The sequence below is a fragment of the Actinomadura sp. 21ATH genome, assembly GCF_041951345.1.
In the GTDB taxonomy this organism is placed as follows: domain Bacteria; phylum Actinomycetota; class Actinomycetes; order Streptosporangiales; family Streptosporangiaceae; genus Spirillospora.
Genome location: NZ_JBGNUR010000002.1, coordinates 355,377 through 371,276, shown reverse-complemented (window position 1 = coordinate 371,276; position 15,900 = coordinate 355,377). Strand labels below are relative to the sequence as shown.

Sequence of the window (15,900 nt, the reverse complement as noted above, 5' to 3'; positions counted from 1 at the left end):
CCTACGGTAGCGGGCGCGGGAAGAACAGCACCGCACCCAGCAGGTACGCGGCGGCCCTGTCGTGGGTGTCGAACATGACCTGCTTGCGGCGCTGACCGTTCTGCAGGAGGAACACCGACCAGCGGCCGGCCTCGGGCAGCAGGCTCCACACGCCCTCGGCGGCGTCGTTGATCCGGTACGCGCCGGGGTCGGCGCCCAGCTCGCGGAGCCTGCGTTCCAGGGTGGCGAGCGGGTCGTCGGCCGCCGGGACGGGCTGCCCCGGGTAGGGCGGCGCGGGCGGGCCGGGCGCGTACCCGCCGGGGGCCTGGAACGCGTCCGGCAGCGGCGGGGGAGCACCGTGGCCGGGCGGCGCCCCGAACGGGCCCGGTGGCGGGCCGTAGCCCGGCCCGGCCGGCGGCGGGTACTGGCCGGGCTGCCCGGGGAAGCCGCCCGGCCCGGGCGGCCCGGGCGGGCCCGGCATCATCTGACCAGGAACGGGCGGGCCGGGCATCATCTGGCCGGGTACGGGCGTGCCGGGCGGGTAGCCGCCGGGCATGGGCGGCGGCGGGCCCGCGGGGCCGGGGCCGAATCCGGGCGGCGGCGGGTATCCGGGCGCGCCGTACGGGGCCCCGGGCATCGGCGGAGCGCCCGGCGCCGGCGGAGCGCCGGGCGGCGGGCCGGGATAGGCCGCGCCGGGCGGTGCGGGCGGCGGCGGCGCGGGCGGCGACGGGTCGGCCTCCCGCTTCCCGGTGGCGATCTCGATCGCGGTCTCCATGACGGCCTCGTCCACCTCGGGCGGCCGGTACCCCTGGGCGCGGATGTGCGCGAGGAGCGCCGGCTCCGGCGCGATCCCGTGCTTCTCCAGGTAGTAGTGGACGGCGCCGGCCCAGACCCACGTCCCGTCGGTGAGGAAGATCAGCGGCACCTGGTCGCCGCGGGACGGCTCCACCTCGTCGGGCGCGAACGAGCGGGCGGCGATCACCATCCGGCCGTTCTTCAGATACGAGACGATCTTGTCGACCTCGTCGGCGGGGACGGCGGGGCGGGACACCGAGGGTCGCTCGCCGCCCGCCGCCGGGCGGTCGAACACGCGGGCACTGAACATGGTCCCCGAAGATACCGACGGATCCGGGCGGGGTGAGCGGGAGAGGGCCGGATCGTCACGACGGAATCACCCAGATGGTGGATCTTGGTCGCCCCACGGCGGATCGGCGCCCGGAACGAGGCAGGTCGCGGCCGCGTGCCGGACCGCGAACTCCGCCGCCGACGTGACCTCGGCGAGCGTCAGCCCGTCCAGCCGGCCGCCCAGCCGCCCCTGCCCGTCCAGCCGGTGCAGCAGCCCCGCGGTGAACGCGTCGCCCGCGCCGACCGTGTCCACCGGCTCGATCTCCGGCGCCGGGACGGTCACGCGGTCGCCGCCGAGCGACAGGAGCGCGCCCCGCGCGCCCAGCGTGACGGCGACGAGGCGGACGCCGTTGGCGTGCCAGGCGTCGCAGGCGTCCTCCGGCGTGGTGCCCGGGGCCAGCACCGCCAGGTCCTCCTCGCTGAGCCGGAAGACGTCCGCGAGCGACGTCCACACGGGCAGCCGGTCGCGGTAGCGCTCGGCCGGCGCGAAGAGCGGCCGGACGTTGGGGTCGATGGAGATGGTGGCGCCCGCCCGCCGCCGCGCCAGCAGCTCCTCGATGAGCGGCCCGCCGGGCTCGCGGACCAGGGCCATCGACCCGGTGTGCAGGCAGCGCGCCCCCGCCGGGATCCGGTCCAGCTCCGCCGCGGTCCACTGCCAGTCGGCGGTGCCCTCTGCGTAGAACTCGTAGCCCGCGCCGCCGCCCGGCCCGACCGCGGTGACGGCGAGCGTGGCCTGCTCGGCGGCGGCCACCGCGGGCGCCAGGCCGACCCGGGACGACGCCAGCCGCTCGCGGAACAGGTCCCCGAACGGCCCGGCCGCGAGCCGTCCCGCGAACGCCGCCGGCGTGCCGAGCCGGCCGAGCCCCACGGCCGTGTTGAGGGGCCCGCCGCCCGGCCGCACCTCCATCCGCAGCGCGCCGTCCGCGGCCCGTCCGGCGGGCAGGAACGCGTCGGCCACCGCCTCGCCGATCACAGTGATGTGCTCCATGGTGATCCGATCATCTCAACGCGGGAAGGGAGGGCGCAGGGGGTGAGGCCATGAAGGCCGAACAGGTCACGGATCCGGTCGCCTACCACGGGGAGGGGCCGGTGTGGTCGCCGCGCTGGGGCGGCCTGCGCTGGGTGGACATGCTGGCGGGGGACGTGCTGTCGCTCGCCGCGGACGGGACGGTCGGCCGCCGACACGTGGGCGAGGTCGCCGCGGCGCTGCGCCCGCGCGAGAGCGGCGGGGCCGTCATCGGCGTCGAGCGCGGCTTCGCGCTGGAGGACCCCGACGGCACGGTCACGCACCTGCCCGAGGTGTGGGACGACCGGGGCGTGCGGATGAACGAGGGCGGCTGCGACCCGGACGGCCGCTTCTACTGCGGCTCGATGGCCTACGACAAGCACGAGGGCGGCGCGGCGCTGTACCGGCTCGACCCCGACGGGTCCGTGCGCGCCGTCCTGGAGAACGTGACGATCTCCAACGGGCTGGAGTGGAGCCCGGACGGCGCCGTCGCCTACTACAACGACACGCCGACCGGCCGGATCGACGTCTTCGACTACGACCCGGAGGGCGGCCTGACCGGGCGGCGGCCGTTCGCGGAGATCGCCCGCGCCGACGGCCACCCGGACGGGCTGACCGTCGACGCCGCCGGCGGTGTCTGGGTCGCGCTGAACCACGCCGGGAGGGTGCGCCGCTACACGCCGTTCGGGGCGGTGGACGAGGAGATCGAGCTGCCCGTCCGGCAGGTGACGGCGTGTACGTTCGGCGGCGCCGCCCTGGACGAGCTGTACATGACCACGTCCCGGGAGGGCCTGCCGCCGGAGGAGGAGCCGCGGGCGGGGTCGCTGTTCCGGGCGCGGCCCGGCGTGCGGGGCCTGCCGGTGCGCGAGTTCGCCGGCTGAACGGGGCTCCGGCCGTACCGCCGGAAACCGCCTCTGACCTCGTGTTTATTCATGATCGCGGAGGGCACCGGAGGGGCATCGGCAACTTCGGCGGCGGGGACGGCGATGAGAGCGATCACGGTGGATCCGGGCACCTCCGGCGCGGTTCGGGTCGACGACGTCCCCGAGCCCGACCCGGCGGCGGGCTCGATCCTGGTCGAGGGCAGGCTGCTGGGCATCTGCGGCACCGACGCCGACATCGTGTCCGGCGACGGGTACGGCTGGGCGCCGCCCGGCCGCGACCGGCTGCTGATCGGCCACGAGTCGTTCGGTGCCGTGCTGGAGGCCCCCGAGGGCAGCGGGTTTGCGGCGGGCGACCTGGTCGCCGGGATCGTCCGGCGGCCCGATCCGGTGCCGTGCGTGCCGTGCGCCAACGGCGAATGGGACTTCTGCCGCAACGGCCGCTACACCGAGCGCGGCATCAAGGAGCGGGACGGGTTCGGGTCGGAGCGCTGGCGGATCGAGCCGGAGTTCGCGGTCAGGCTCGATCCCGCGCTCGGCGAGCGCGGCGTGCTCATGGAGCCGGCGTCGGTGGTGGCCAAGGCGTGGGGGCAGACCGGGCGGTTCCTGACCCGCACGTCCTGGCGGCCGGAGCGGGCGCTGGTCACCGGTGCCGGGCCGATCGGGCTGCTGGCCGCGATGATGGGCGTCCAGCGCGGCCTGGACGTGCACGTGCTCGACATCGTCGAGAGCGGGCCCAAGCCGCGGCTGGTCGCCGACCTCGGCGCCACGTACCACGCCGGGGACGTGGCCTCGCTGGGCTTCGAGCCGGACGTGGTGATCGAGTGCACCGGGCACGGGCCGCTGGTCTTCGAGGTCACCCGGTCCACCGCCCCGGACGCGGTGATCTGCCTGACCGGGATCTCGTCGGGCTCCTCGAAGGTGGAGGCCGGCTTCGACGAGCTGAACAAGACGCTCGTGCTGGAGAACACCGTGGTGTTCGGCTCCGTGAACGCCTCGCGCCGCGACTTCGAGGAGGCCGCCGCCGCGCTCGCCCGCGCCGACCAGGACTGGCTGGCCCGGCTGATCACGCGGCGCGTCCCGATGGAGGGCTTCCTCGACGGCCTGCGCAAGCACGAGGACGACGTGAAGGTCGTCGTGGACCTGGCGGCCTGAGGTGCAGGGCTTCTCCAGCGCCCCCGTCAGCGAGGGCCCGCTGCCGGAGATCCCGGCCTCGGGCATGCGCAAGATCTGGACGTGGGCCGTGCTGATCGCGGTCGGCGGCTTCCTGTTCGGCTTCGACACCGGCGTCATCTCCGGGGCGCTGCTGTTCATCAAGCACGACTTCGACCTGAACGACTTCGAGCAGGGCAGCGTGGTCAGCGTGCTCGTGCTGGGCGCGATGGCGGGCGCGCTCGGCTCCGGCCGGCTCGCCGACCGGCTCGGGCGGCGCAGGCTGCTGGGCCTGGAAGGGCTCGTCTTCCTGATCGGCACCGCGATCGCGGTGTTCTCCACCGGCTACTGGACGCTGATCCTGGGCCGGCTGCTGCTGGGCCTGGCGGTGGGCGCCTCGTCGGCGACCGTGCCGCCGTACCTGTCGGAGATCTCGCCGACCCGCATCCGGGGCCGGGTGCTGACCCTCAACCAGCTGATGATCACCGTCGGGATCCTCGTCGCGTACCTGGTCAACCTGGTGTTCGCGGGCGGCGGGGACTGGCGGGGGATGATCGCGGTCGGGGCGGTGCCGGCGCTGGTGATCGTGGTGTCGGCGCTGTGGGTGCTGCCGGAGTCGCCGCAGTGGCTGCTGGCGCGCGGCGAGCACGGCCGGGCCCGCGACCTGATCGCCTCGGTCAGCGACCGGGACACCGCCGACCGCGTCGTGGAACGGCTCGACCGGACGGCCTCGGAGGCGCGCGGGCCGCGGCGGGCGGGCGGCCGGCACGTGCTGCTGGCCCGCCGGGTCCGGCCGGCGCTGATCGTCGGGCTGGTGCTGGCGGCGGCGCAGCAGTTCGCCGGGATCAACACGATCATCTACTACGCGCCGACGATCATCGAGCGGACCGGGCTGACCGCGTCCAACGCGATCTTCTACTCGATCGCCATCGGGCTGATCAACCTGGCGATGACGCTGGTCGCGATCCGGCTGATCGACCGGGCCGGGCGGCGGGCGCTGCTGCTGGTCTCGTTCGGCGTGATGGCGGTGACGATGCTGCTGCTCGGGCTGGCGTTCGTGGTCGGGCTGAACTCCGTCCTCGCCCTGGCGATCATGGTCCTCTACATCGCCGGGTACGCGGTCGGCGTGGGCCCGGTGTTCTGGACGCTGATCGGCGAGATCTTCCCGCCGGACGCCAAGTCGACCGGCTCCGCCGCGTCCACCGCGGTGAACTGGGCCGCCAACTTCGCCGTCAGCCTGGTCTTCCTGCCGCTCGCCGGCGCGATCGGCGAGGGGCAGACGTTCTGGATCTTCGCGGTGGTCTCGGCGGCGGGCTTCCTGTTCGCGCTGCGCTACATCCCGGAGACCAAGGACCGGGACTTCGGCGAGGTCGAGTCCGACATGCGGGCGCGCTTCGGGACGTGAGCGGGGCCGCGGGCGGGTCCTGGCGGCGGGCGGCCGCGGCCGCCTGGCCGCTGCTCCAGCAGGCCGCCGCGGCCACGCTGGCGTGGTGGATCGCCCGCGCGCTCGGGGACCACGACGATCCGTTCTTCGCGCCGGTCGCCGCCGTGGTGGCGCTGAACGCCTCGCGCGGCGACCGCGGCCGCAACGCCCTGCGGCTGCTGCTGGGCGTGCTCGTCGGGATCGTCGCCGGGGAGGTCGTGCTGGCGGCGCTCGGCGGCGGCTACGGGAGCCTCGCGCTGGCGGTGTTCGCGGCGCTGGTGGTGGCGCGGCTGCTGGACGAGCCGCGCATCGTGCTGGCCCAGGCCGGTGCGGGCGCGGTCCTCACGGTCGCGGTCGGCACCGACAGCGCGGGCTTCTACCGGGTGGTCGACGCGCTGGTGGGCGCCGGTGTCGCGCTCCTGTTCAGCCAGCTGCTGTTCACGCCCGAGCCGGTCGCGCTGCTGCGGCGCGCGGAGACGGCCGCCCTGGACCGCATGGCGGCGGGCCTGGAGCTGACCTGCGACGCGCTGGAACGCGGCGACGAGCGGCTCGCGGAGCGGGCGATGACCGCGCTGCGCGCCATGCGCGACGGGCTGGCCGACCTGGCCAGGACCCGGCAGGCCAGCACGTCGGTGATCCGCTACTCGATCGCGTGGCGGTTCCGCACCGCGCCCTCCGCCCGGGAGCGGGAGAACGCCGGCCATCTCGACCTCCTCGGCGGCAGCTGCCTGATGCTCGCGCGCACCGCCCTGGCGGCAGGGCCGGACGAGCGCGCGCTGCTCGCCCCCGCCCTGAAGGAGATCACCGCGATCCTGCACGCGCTGGCCGCCGACCCCGGCGACCAGGCCGCCCGGCAGCGCGCCACCGAGCGGGTGCTGGAGGTCGTCGGCGGCCTCAACGACTCCGGGCTGGAGACCGAGGCGGCCGGCCGCGACGCCGCCGCCGGCCTGCGCGCGGTGGCCGCCGACCTGCTGGTCTTCGCCGGCGTCCCGGCCGAGTACGCGGTCGCCGCCGTGCGGGAGGGCGCCGGCCGCTTCGAGGTGCCCGAGCCGCCGCGGCTGCCGTGGCCGCACCGCCTCGCCCGCCTCCGGCATCCATTCCATAAATCCGATTGACTTAGTAGGGATTTGCTGGCAGGCTCCTTCCCATGCCCGCGGGACTCCCTCTCTGGTCGCGCCTGCACGTCGACTTCCGGCGGCAGGCCAGCGACCTGTGTCGGCACGCCTGACCGAAGACGCCAGCCGTGCCCGACAGTGAGAGGAACCATCCGCCATGACCGTGAGCCTTCCCGCGCCCGCCGCCACCGCCTCGGCCGACGCCGCCTCCGCCGCCTCCGATCTCGCCCGCCGGGCCGGGGACCTGGCGGCCGCCGCCGACGAGTGGCTGCCGCGCGTCCGGCTCGACCCGCAGGGCCGCTGGTACGAGCGGCTGCACCGGGACGACGACACCGAGGTGTGGCTGATCAGCTGGCTGCCCGGCCAGGCGACCGGGCTGCACGACCACGGCGGCTCGCGCGGCGCGTTCGCGGTCGTCCTCGGCTCCCTGGAGGAGCACGACACGGCCGCCGTCCGGGACGTCGCCGCCGGCGAGGTCCGCGCGTTCGGGCCCGAGTACGTCCACGACGTCCGGAACACCTCCGCCGCGCCGGCCGTCAGCGTGCACGTCTACTCGCCGCCGCTGTCCGTCATGAACCGCTACGAACGCACCGACGCCGGGCTGGTCCGCCTGGCCACCGAGGAGGCCGGCCAGTGGTGACGGCGATCCGCACCATCGACGAGGTCCTCGCCGCGGCCCGCGCGCGGCTGGACCGCCTCGACCCCGTTCAGGCGCACGCCGAGGCGCGGGCCGGCGCGCTGCTGGTCGACATCCGCCCGGCCGCGCAGCGGGCGGCCGAGGGCGAGGTGCCGGGCGCGCTGGTCATCGAACGCAACGTCCTGGAATGGCGGCTCGACCCGTCCTCGGACGCCCGGATCCCGCAGGCGACCGGCCACGACGTGCGCGCCATCGTCCTGTGCTCGGAGGGCTACACCTCCAGCCTCGCCGCCGCGTCCCTGCACGACCTCGGCCTCACCCGCGCCACCGACGTGGCGGGCGGGTTCCGGGCCTGGCGGGCGGCGGGCCTGCCCGCCACGGACGGGGCCGGCCGGTGACCGCGCGCGTCGTCGCGCTGGTCGGCAACCCCCGCCCCGCCTCCCGCACGCACCGCGCCGCCGGCCAGGCGGCCTCGGCCGTCGCCCGCCGCCTCGGCGCCGGGCCGCACGCGACCATCGACCTGACGGCCCTCGCGCCGCACCTCCTGTCGCCCCGCCCGTCGGCCGCCGTGGAGTCGGCCCTGGAGCTCGCCGCCGCCGACGTGCTGGTGGTGGCGAGCCCCACGTACAAGGGCACCTACACGGGACTGCTGAAGGCGTTCCTGGACCGCCTGCCGGGAGGGGCGCTGTCCGGCACCGCCGCGCTGCCCCTCCTGGTCATGGGCGACGCCAAGCACGCCCTGGCCGTCGAGGTCCACCTGCGCCCGCTCCTGGTGGAGCTGGGCGCCCGCGTCCCGACCCCGGGCCTGGCGCTCCTGGAAGCGCAGCTCGGCGACGCGGAGGAGACCCTCGCCGCCTGGGCGGACGCCTTGGCCCCGCAGCTGGAGGGGGCGCTCACCTAGGCCGCGGGCAGGACGCCGTGCGGGTCGATGACGTACTTGCGGGCCGCTCCCCGGTCGAAGTCGTGGTACCCGTCCGGGGCCTCGTCCAGCGGGATCACGGTCGCGTTGACGTTGCGGGCGATCTGCACGCGATCGTGCAGGATGGCCATCATCAGCTGCCGGTTGTAGCGCATCACCGGGCACTGGCCGGTGGTGAGGACGTGCGACTTCGCCCAGCCCAGCCCGATCCGGATGCCCAGCTGCCCGACCTTGGCGTGCTCGTCCACACCGCCCGGGTCGCCGGTCACGTACAGCCCCGGGATGCCGAGCCGGCCGGCCGCCCGGGTGATGTCCATCATCGAGTTGAGCACCGTGGCGGGCTGCTCGCCGGCCGACCCCTCCGGGCCGTGCCCGCGCGCCTCGAAGCCGACGCAGTCGACCGCGGCGTCCACCTCGGGAACGCCCAGGATCTGCTCGATCTGCGCCGCGACGTCGTCGTGCGCGGACAGGTCGATGGTCTCGCAGCCGAAGCTGCGCGCCTGCGCGAGGCGCTCGGCGTTCATGTCGCCGACGATCACCACGGCCGCGCCGAGCAGCAGGCAGGAGGTCGCGCACGCCAGCCCGACCGGCCCCGCGCCGGCCACGTACACCGTCGACCCGGTCGTCACGCCCGCGGTGTACGCGCCGTGGTAGCCGGTGGGGAAGATGTCCGACAGCATCGCCAGGTCGCGCATCTTCGCCATCACCGTGTCGCGGTCGGCGGGGAAGCGCAGCACGTTGAAGTCGGCGTAGGGAACGGTCACGTACTCGGCCTGGCCGCCGCGCCAGCCGCCCATGTCCACGTACCCGTACGCGGCGCCCGCGCGGGCCGGGTTGACGTTCTCGCACACGCCGGTGTGCCGCTCCTTGCAGTTGCGGCAGCGGCCGCAGGCGATGTTGAACGGGACGCTGACGATGTCGCCCGGCTTCACGAACTCCACGTCCCGGCCCGCCTCGACCACCTCGCCGGTGATCTCGTGGCCGAGGGTGAGCCCGGCCGGGGCGGTCGTCCGGCCGCGCACCATGTGCTGGTCGGAGCCGCAGATGTTGGTGGCGATGGTCTTCAGGATCACGCCGTGCTGCAGCTTGCGCCCGCCCTGCTCGGCCAGCTCCAGCTTCGGGTAGTCCAGATCCTGGACGGTGACCTTGCCCGGTCCGAGGTAGACGACGCCCCGGTTGGTGTTCGCCATGGCCGCTTCCCCTTCGAAGAGTGCCTCGCGGCGCCGGGAGCGGCTGGCAAGAACCGCTCCTGCGGCGTCTTGACCACCGAATCGTACGTCCGGGACGTTTAATGGTAAACCGCCCATGTATGGCGATTCAGGACCAGGTGGCCTTGCGGAGGATCTCGGCGAGGCCGGGCGTCTCCCACTCGTCGACGATGAGGACCTTCGAGCGCGGCAGGTACCAGACGCGCTGGACGAACGACACGTTCGTCTCCACCGAGGGGTCCCGCATGAGCAGGCACCTGATGCGCCACTCGCGGTACTCGGCCTGCCGGGAGCCGACCGGCGCCAGCCCGCGCCGGACGAGGGTCGAGCGGCCGGCCCCGACCATGTCGGCGCGCTTCGGGCAGACGTGCGACACGTCGGTCTCCGGCCCCCAGGGCGCGCCGGCGCGGAACGTCCGCCAGCCCCGGGTGCCGTCGTTCGACCACGGCTCGGTGATCACGGCGAAGCTCGGGCAGTAGTCGTGGTAGTTGCCCGAGTCCTCGGTCCGCTCGCCGCGCTCCTCGGCGAGGTCACGCACCACCTTGGGCACCCGGCACGGCCCGGGGAAGTTGACCCGGTGGTTGCCGCTGGTGCCGCCGGTGACGCCCGGCAGGCGCTTGGACCGCCACGACGGCGGGACCACGAGCGTGAGGCCGCCGAGCGCCAGCGTCCGGCCGGGCGGCCGGGCGGCGGGCGAGACCACCGCGGCCGGGCGGCGTTCCGGGTCGTCCCGCAGGGCCTGGTAGACGCCGGCGCCGCCGGCCGCGCTCCCCGCAACGGCCGTGCCGGCGATGACCGCGGCGGTCTTGGTGCCCAGCGCCCCCAGCACCCCGGCCGATCCCGCGCCCGCGGACGCCGCGGACGCCGCGCCGCCCGAGAGCAGCCCGGCGGCCAGCGGGAAGAGCGCCGCGAACGCGACGGCGGCGCCGGCGAGGGCGCGCACGCCGCGCGCCTCCCAGTCCGGCCCGTACGCGGCGCTCGCGGTCTCCTCCAGCTCGGCGACGAACGCGGCGGCGCTCTCGGGCCGGGCGCCGGCGTGCTTGGCCATGCCCCGCTCCACCAGCGGCCGCAGCGGCCCCGGCACCTCCTCCGCCGGGACCGGCGCGGACAGGTGCCCGGCCGCGATCGCCGCGCGGTCCGCCGCCCCGTACGGCCGGCGCCCCGTCACGCACTCGAAGAACACGCACGTCGCCGCGTACACGTCGGTGGCGGGCGTGGCCGGTTCGCCGCGCCACTGCTCCGGCGCCATGTAGAGGGGCGTCCCGGCGCCGGCGGACGAGCCCAGCGCGGTCGCCACGCCGAAGTCGATGAGCTTGCTGTTGCCGTCGGCCGGGACGATCACGTTGGCGGGCTTGTAGTCGCGGTGCACGACCCCGAGCGCGTGCGCGGCGGCCAGCCCGAGCAGCGAGCCCTTGAGCACGGTCAGCGCCGCCTCCGGGCCGAGCGTCCCGTACCGGGCGAGGATCTCCTTGAACGAGACGCCGTTCACGGCCTCCATGACGATCGCGAGCCGGCCCTCCGACTCGACCAGCCGGTAGAGCCGCGCGACGTGCGGGTCGTCGATGCGGCCCAGCAGCCGCGCCTCGTCCCGGAAGCGCTCCCGCGCCGCCGCGTCCGCGCCCTCGGCCAGGTACTTGATCGCGACGGGAGTGCCCGCCCGCGCGTGCCGGGCGAGCACGACCCGGCCCTGGGCGCCCCGGCCCAGCTCCCGTACCTCGTCGAATCCCGACACCCGCCATCCGGTCACCGGCGCCACCTCCGAACATGGGACGCTCCCGGAGCCGCGCCGGTTTGGCCGTCAGCCGGGAACGGACAGGTGGCGGGGGTTGGTGACGGTGAGCTTGTCGGCGACGGCGGCGCGGACGGCCGCGACGACCTCGTCCGTCCGGCCGTCGAAGCGGCCGGAGCGGATGCCCTCGGCGAGTTCGGCGTCGTCCGCGCAGCCGAGGGCACGCAGCCGCTCGCGGTGGGCCTCCCGGTGGGCGTCGCCCAGCAGCAGCTCGCGGCGGGCGATGCGGAGCGCGGACGCGGCCACCCGGGCGTGGAAGCGCAGCCGCTCGTCGGGCTGCTCGGCCTCCAGCAGGAACGCGGCGGCGGCGTCGATGAGGTCGGCCGCGCCGGGCCGGTCGTGCGGCCCGGCCGCCGCGCCCGGCACGTGCCCGTCGAGCGGGTCGGGGACGGTCGACGGCGAGGTCAGGCCGAGCGCGAGGAGCAGGTCGTGCTCCTGCTCGCACACCTTCCGGCCGAGGACGGCGTACTCGATCGACGGGTCGGCGCCGCTGAGGTACCGCTCGGCCTGGTGGCGGCAGAGGATCGTCCAGCGCAGCGTGCCGTACACCTCCCACCAGTGCAGCTCCTCGTCGGTGGGCGGGGTGCCGCCGGCGGCGGCGTACCCGGCGAGCAGGTCCGCGCGGCTCCCGAACCCGCCCGCCGGGTGCGGCGAGCCGAACCGCCACGCCTTCACGCACAGCCAGCCGAGGTCCTCGGCCGGGTCGCCGGCGTGCGCCAGCTCCCAGTCCAGGACGCCGCGCACGCCGTCGGTGCCGATCATCAGGTTGCCGTTGCGGAAGTCGCCGTGGACGAGGGCGCGCCGGTCCGCCGGGGGCGGGCGGTGCTCGCCGAGCCACCGCAGGGCGAGCTCCACCGCCGGGCGCGGCTCGCCGTACGACTCGTAGTGCTCGGTCAGCTCCTCCAGCGGGTCGCCGTCCGGGAGCCCGGGGACGGTGTCGGGCGCCAGCGTGTGCAGGCGGGCGAGGACGGTGCCCAGCTCGTATGCCAGCCGCGGCCTGATCTTCGCGAACCGCTCGTCGCGCAGCAGCCGGCGCGGGATCGTCTCGCCGTCGAGGCGCTCCATGACCAGGTACGGCGAGCCGAGCAGGTCGGGGCCGTGCGACTCCACCCGCGGCACCGGGACGCCGGCGCCCGCGGCGGCGGTGAGCAGCGCCGCCTCGCGCGCCATGGCCGCCGGGTCGGGGGCGGCCGGGGGATCGCGGCGCAGGATGAGGCCGCGGCCGGCGGCGTCGAACGACCAGGTCTCGCGGCTGGCCCCGCCCGACAGCCGGCGCAGGCCGGTCACCTCGGCGCCGGTGAGTTCGGCGAGGCGCTCGCCGAGCCCGGCCGTCATGCCCGGGCCGCGCGCTGGGCGGCGGCGAGGGCGCGCAGCGGGTCGCTGCCGCGGGTGTCGGCGTACTCCTCGATCCGCGCGATGCGGCCGCCGTCGACGGTGACGAACAGGCAGGCGGCGATCTCGACCGGGTCGCCGCCGGGCAGGTTCCCGCGCAGGACGTGCCGCTGGACGTAGCCGCCGGGCATCGGGTCGCGGCGGATCTCCTCGTACCGGAACCCCTCCAGGTTGCGCGACAGCCAGCGCAGCGTCCGCAGGTTGTCCTCCACGCCCTGCTCCTCGCCGCCGCCCTCGCCGGGGCCGTTGTGCCAGATCAGCGCGCCGGGCGCGTACAGCGAGCGCAGGGTGGCCACGTCGCCGGCGGTGATGGCGCCGATGAAGCGGTCGGCCAGTTCCTGGTGCACGTGTTCCTGGTGCACGGGGTGCCTCCTGTTCAGGGGGTGTCGGGCAGCCCGAGCGCCCGGACGAAGAGCGCGTCCAGGGTGTCGAGGAGCCGTTCGGTGCCGGGGGCGTCGTCGCCCTGGACGAGCCAGAGGTAGAGGCTGTGGTCGACCATCGCCGACAGGGCGCGGGCGGCGAGTTCGGGGTCGAGGTCGGCGGCGACCAGGCCGGCCCGCTGCCAGCGCGCGATCGCCCGCGCGGAGCGGCCGAGGGAGGCGGCGCGGTGCTTGCGGCGCATCTCCTGGAACTCCTCGTTGAACGTCGCGACCTGCTCGATGATCGCCATCATCTTCGCGTTGCGCAGGTACGCCTGGTAGTACGCGCGGTTGGCGCGGCGGATCCGCGCGGCGGGGGAGGGGCCGGCGGGCGGGACGAGGGAGTTCTCGGTCATGTCCTGGAAGAGCCGGTCGGCGACCTCCAGGAAGACCGCCTCCTTGGACGGGAAGTAGGTGTAGAACGAGCCGTAGGCGACCTTGGCGTGCCGGGCGATGTGCGCGACGCGGGTGTCCAGGAAGCCGCGCTCCTCGAACACCTCGCGCGCGGCGGCGATGAGGCGCTCCCTGGTACGGGCGCCGCGCTCGGTCAGCGGCGCCGGCTCCGGCTCGCTCGGCATGGCCGTGCTCCCTCCCGTTTCCCGTCCCGGTCCCGGCGGCGGGGGTTGACAACCCGATGCTCCCAGGCCGAGGATCCGAGCATCGAACAGAATTGACATGACTGTCAAGTCATCTTTAGGAGTGGCCATGGCGCGGCCGGTGCGGGGGCTTCCATGCTGATCAGCGACATCGTCGAGTACGCGGCGCGCAAGCATCCCGGCCGCACGGCGCTGCGGTTCGAGGACGAGGCGATCACGTTCGCGGAGCTGCGCGACCGGGTCCGGCGGGCCGCCGGCGCGCTGCGGACGATCGCCGCCCCGGGCGACCGGGTGGCCGTGCTCTCGGGCAACCGGCCCGAGTACGTGGACCTCTACTACGGCGTCCCGGCCGCCGGCATGGCGCTGACCTTCCTCAACCACCGGCTGCACGCCGACGAGATCGCCGCGCTGGTCGACCACGCGCAGGCGAGCGTGCTCGTCGTCAGCGCGGAGTACCTGGAGGCGATGGAGGCGCGGCGCGGCGCGATGCCCGGGGTCAAGGTCGTCGTCGGCCTGGACGGCGGCGGCGACCGCCCGTACGCCGAGCTGGTCGCGGACGTCCCCGCCGCCGAGCCGCCCCGCCCCGACGAGGACGCGGTCGCCTGGCTCGTCTACACCAGCGGGACGACCGGCGCCCCCAAGGGCGTCATGCTGTCCCACCGCAACCTGGTCACCGGAGTGATCAACTCGGCGGCGCACTGGGAGATCCCGGACGGGTCGGTCTTCCTGTTCTGCTTCCCGCTGTGCCATGTCGGCGGCTACGCCGTGCTGGTCAACCACCTGCGCTCCTGCACGGTCGGCCTCGTGCGCTCGTACGACAACGAGACGTTCCTGCGCCGCGTCGCCGAGTGGAAGGTCACCCAGACCGGGCTGGCCCCGACGATGATCGCGTTCCTGCTCCGCCATCCCGGCATCGAGGAGCACGACCTCGGCACGCTGGAGGCCATCGGGTACGGCGCGTCCGCGATCCCCGCCGAGGTGCTGCGCCGCGGCATGGACGTGCTCGGCTGCGACTTCTACCAGGGCTTCGGGATGAGCGAGACCGGCGGCAACATCCTGTACTTCGGCACCGCCGACCACCGCCGCGCCGCTGCGGGGGAGACGCACCTGCTCGGCGCCGCCGGCCGCCCCATGGACCTCGCCGACATCCGCGTCGTGGACGCGGACCTGAACGACGTCCCGCCGGGCGAGCCCGGCGAGATGCTGGTGCGCTGCGACCAGGTGATGAAGGGGTACTGGCGCGAGCCGGAGCTGACCGCGGCCGCGTTCGCGGACGGCTGGCTCCGCACCGGCGATGTGGTCCGGCGGGACGCCGAGGGAATGGTCTACATCGTGGACCGGATCAAGGACATGATCGTCACCGGTGGCGAGAACGTCGCCTCCCGCGAGGTCGAGGAGGCGATCCACCACCATCCGGACGTCGCCGACGCCGCCGTGTTCGGCGTCCCCGACCCGCGCTGGGGCGAGTCCGTGTGCGCCGCCGTCGTCCTGCGCGACGGCGCGTCCGCCACCGAGGCCGACATCGTCGCGGTCTGCCGCGAGCGGCTCGGCGGCTACAAGGTGCCGCGGCGGGTGGAGTTCGTCCCCGAGCTGCCCCGCAACGTCGCCGGCAAGATCCTCAAGCGCGATCTGCGCACCCGCTACACCACCCCTCAGGAGGAGGTCTCATGACCGCCCGGAACACCGAGTTCGAACTCGGCGGCATCAACCATCTGGCGCTGGTGTCGTCCGACATGCAGCGCACCATCGACTTCTACTCCGGCGTGCTCGGCATGCCGCTGATCAAGACGCTGGACCTGCCCGGCGGCATGGGCCAGCACTTCTTCTTCGACTGCGGCGGCGGCGACTGCGTGGCGTTCTTCTGGTTCCCCGACGCGCCCGACGGCGTCCCCGGGATCTCGGCGCCCAAGACCCGCCCCGACGGCGGCGAGCTGCTCAGCGCGGTCGGGTCGATGAACCACGTCGCGTTCCACGTCCCGGTCGAGAGGTTCGAGGAGTACCGGCGCCGGCTGCGGGACAAGGGCGTGGAGGTCAGCCCGATCCTCAACCACGACGACAGCCCGATGGGGATCGCGCGCGACTTCGACGAGGGCGTGTTCGTCCGGTCGTTCTACTTCCAGGACCCGGACGGCGTCCTGCTGGAGTTCGCCTGCTGGACGCGGGAGTTCACCGACGCCGACGTCTCGCACGAGCCCAAGACCGCCGCCGACCGGACCGTTCCCGCCCCCGCGGCCGGCTGAGCCGCGCCCCCGACGACTG

The 15,900-nt window shown here is 75.0% G+C and carries 16 protein-coding genes; 9 read left to right on the top strand and 7 right to left on the bottom strand.

The genetic code is table 11. The features are described from left to right. Position 1: 1 nt before the first annotated feature. Positions 2-1,084 (bottom strand): hypothetical protein, encoded by a 1,083-nt coding sequence (locus ACA361_RS08365; RefSeq protein ID WP_375011237.1) that lies wholly within the window; start codon positions 1,082-1,084, stop codon positions 2-4. A gap of 66 nt (positions 1,085-1,150) precedes the next feature. Continuing rightward, positions 1,151-2,092, bottom strand: coding sequence for a carbohydrate kinase (locus tag ACA361_RS08360; protein WP_375011236.1), 942 nt, complete (start codon positions 2,090-2,092; stop codon positions 1,151-1,153). Positions 2,093-2,142: 50 nt separating this feature from the next. On the opposite strand from ACA361_RS08360, the gene ACA361_RS08355 reads away from it, so the two are divergent. The 7 genes from ACA361_RS08355 to ACA361_RS08325 all read left to right on the top strand — a co-directional run bounded on the left by ACA361_RS08355 (position 2,143) and on the right by ACA361_RS08325 (position 8,219). Further along, positions 2,143-2,991 carry an SMP-30/gluconolactonase/LRE family protein gene (locus tag ACA361_RS08355; RefSeq protein WP_375011235.1) on the top strand — a complete coding sequence of 283 codons (849 nt, stop codon included), beginning with the start codon at positions 2,143-2,145 and terminating at the stop codon, positions 2,989-2,991. A gap of 105 nt (positions 2,992-3,096) precedes the next feature. After that, the gene (locus tag ACA361_RS08350) at positions 3,097-4,146 is read left to right on the top strand and encodes a glucose 1-dehydrogenase (RefSeq protein ID WP_375011234.1); all 1,050 of its coding nucleotides are present in this window, start codon (positions 3,097-3,099) and stop codon (positions 4,144-4,146) included. 1 nt (position 4,147) lies between these two features. Next, the gene (locus tag ACA361_RS08345; protein WP_375011233.1) at positions 4,148-5,548 is read left to right on the top strand and encodes a sugar porter family MFS transporter; all 1,401 of its coding nucleotides are present in this window, start codon (positions 4,148-4,150) and stop codon (positions 5,546-5,548) included. Continuing rightward, positions 5,545-6,681 (top strand): aromatic acid exporter family protein, encoded by a 1,137-nt coding sequence (locus tag ACA361_RS08340; protein ID WP_375011232.1) that lies wholly within the window; start codon positions 5,545-5,547, stop codon positions 6,679-6,681. Before ACA361_RS08345 ends, ACA361_RS08340 begins: the two co-directional genes overlap by 4 nt. 157 nt (positions 6,682-6,838) lie before the next feature. Beyond that, complete coding sequence (locus ACA361_RS08335; protein WP_375011231.1) at positions 6,839-7,321, top strand: cysteine dioxygenase family protein; 483 nt, start codon at positions 6,839-6,841, stop codon at positions 7,319-7,321. A gap of 5 nt (positions 7,322-7,326) precedes the next feature. After that, on the top strand, positions 7,327-7,716 hold the full coding sequence (locus tag ACA361_RS08330; RefSeq protein WP_375011990.1) for a rhodanese-like domain-containing protein: 390 nt from the start codon (positions 7,327-7,329) through the stop codon (positions 7,714-7,716). After that, entirely contained in the window at positions 7,713-8,219 is a 507-nt protein-coding gene (locus ACA361_RS08325; RefSeq protein WP_375011230.1) for an NADPH-dependent FMN reductase, read from the top strand. Before ACA361_RS08330 ends, ACA361_RS08325 begins: the two co-directional genes overlap by 4 nt. Here ACA361_RS08325 and fdhA read toward each other — a convergent pair. The 5 genes from fdhA to ACA361_RS08300 all read right to left on the bottom strand — a co-directional run bounded on the left by fdhA (position 8,216) and on the right by ACA361_RS08300 (position 13,623). Next, on the bottom strand, positions 8,216-9,427 hold the full coding sequence (gene fdhA / locus ACA361_RS08320; RefSeq protein WP_375011229.1) for a formaldehyde dehydrogenase, glutathione-independent: 1,212 nt from the start codon (positions 9,425-9,427) through the stop codon (positions 8,216-8,218). The two genes, ACA361_RS08325 and fdhA, sit on opposite strands and share 4 nt — an antisense overlap. Positions 9,428-9,554: 127 nt before the next feature. After that, on the bottom strand, positions 9,555-11,192 hold the full coding sequence (locus ACA361_RS08315) for a serine/threonine-protein kinase (RefSeq protein WP_375011228.1): 1,638 nt from the start codon (positions 11,190-11,192) through the stop codon (positions 9,555-9,557). Positions 11,193-11,243: 51 nt separating this feature from the next. Then, entirely contained in the window at positions 11,244-12,569 is a 1,326-nt protein-coding gene (locus ACA361_RS08310; protein WP_375011227.1) for a phosphotransferase family protein, read from the bottom strand. After that, positions 12,566-12,988, bottom strand: a complete 423-nt coding sequence (locus tag ACA361_RS08305; protein ID WP_375011226.1) for a nuclear transport factor 2 family protein — start codon at positions 12,986-12,988, stop codon at positions 12,566-12,568. The genes ACA361_RS08310 and ACA361_RS08305 overlap by 4 nt, the downstream gene beginning before the upstream one ends. Positions 12,989-13,002: 14 nt before the next feature. Beyond that, positions 13,003-13,623, bottom strand: coding sequence for a TetR/AcrR family transcriptional regulator (locus ACA361_RS08300; protein ID WP_375011225.1), 621 nt, complete (start codon positions 13,621-13,623; stop codon positions 13,003-13,005). Between the two features lie 153 nt (positions 13,624-13,776). On the opposite strand from ACA361_RS08300, the gene ACA361_RS08295 reads away from it, so the two are divergent. Next, positions 13,777-15,312 (top strand): class I adenylate-forming enzyme family protein, encoded by a 1,536-nt coding sequence (locus ACA361_RS08295; protein ID WP_375011224.1) that lies wholly within the window; start codon positions 13,777-13,779, stop codon positions 15,310-15,312. Further along, positions 15,309-15,881, top strand: coding sequence for a VOC family protein (locus ACA361_RS08290; RefSeq protein ID WP_375011223.1), 573 nt, complete (start codon positions 15,309-15,311; stop codon positions 15,879-15,881). The genes ACA361_RS08295 and ACA361_RS08290 overlap by 4 nt, the downstream gene beginning before the upstream one ends. Positions 15,882-15,900: the final 19 nt, after the last annotated feature.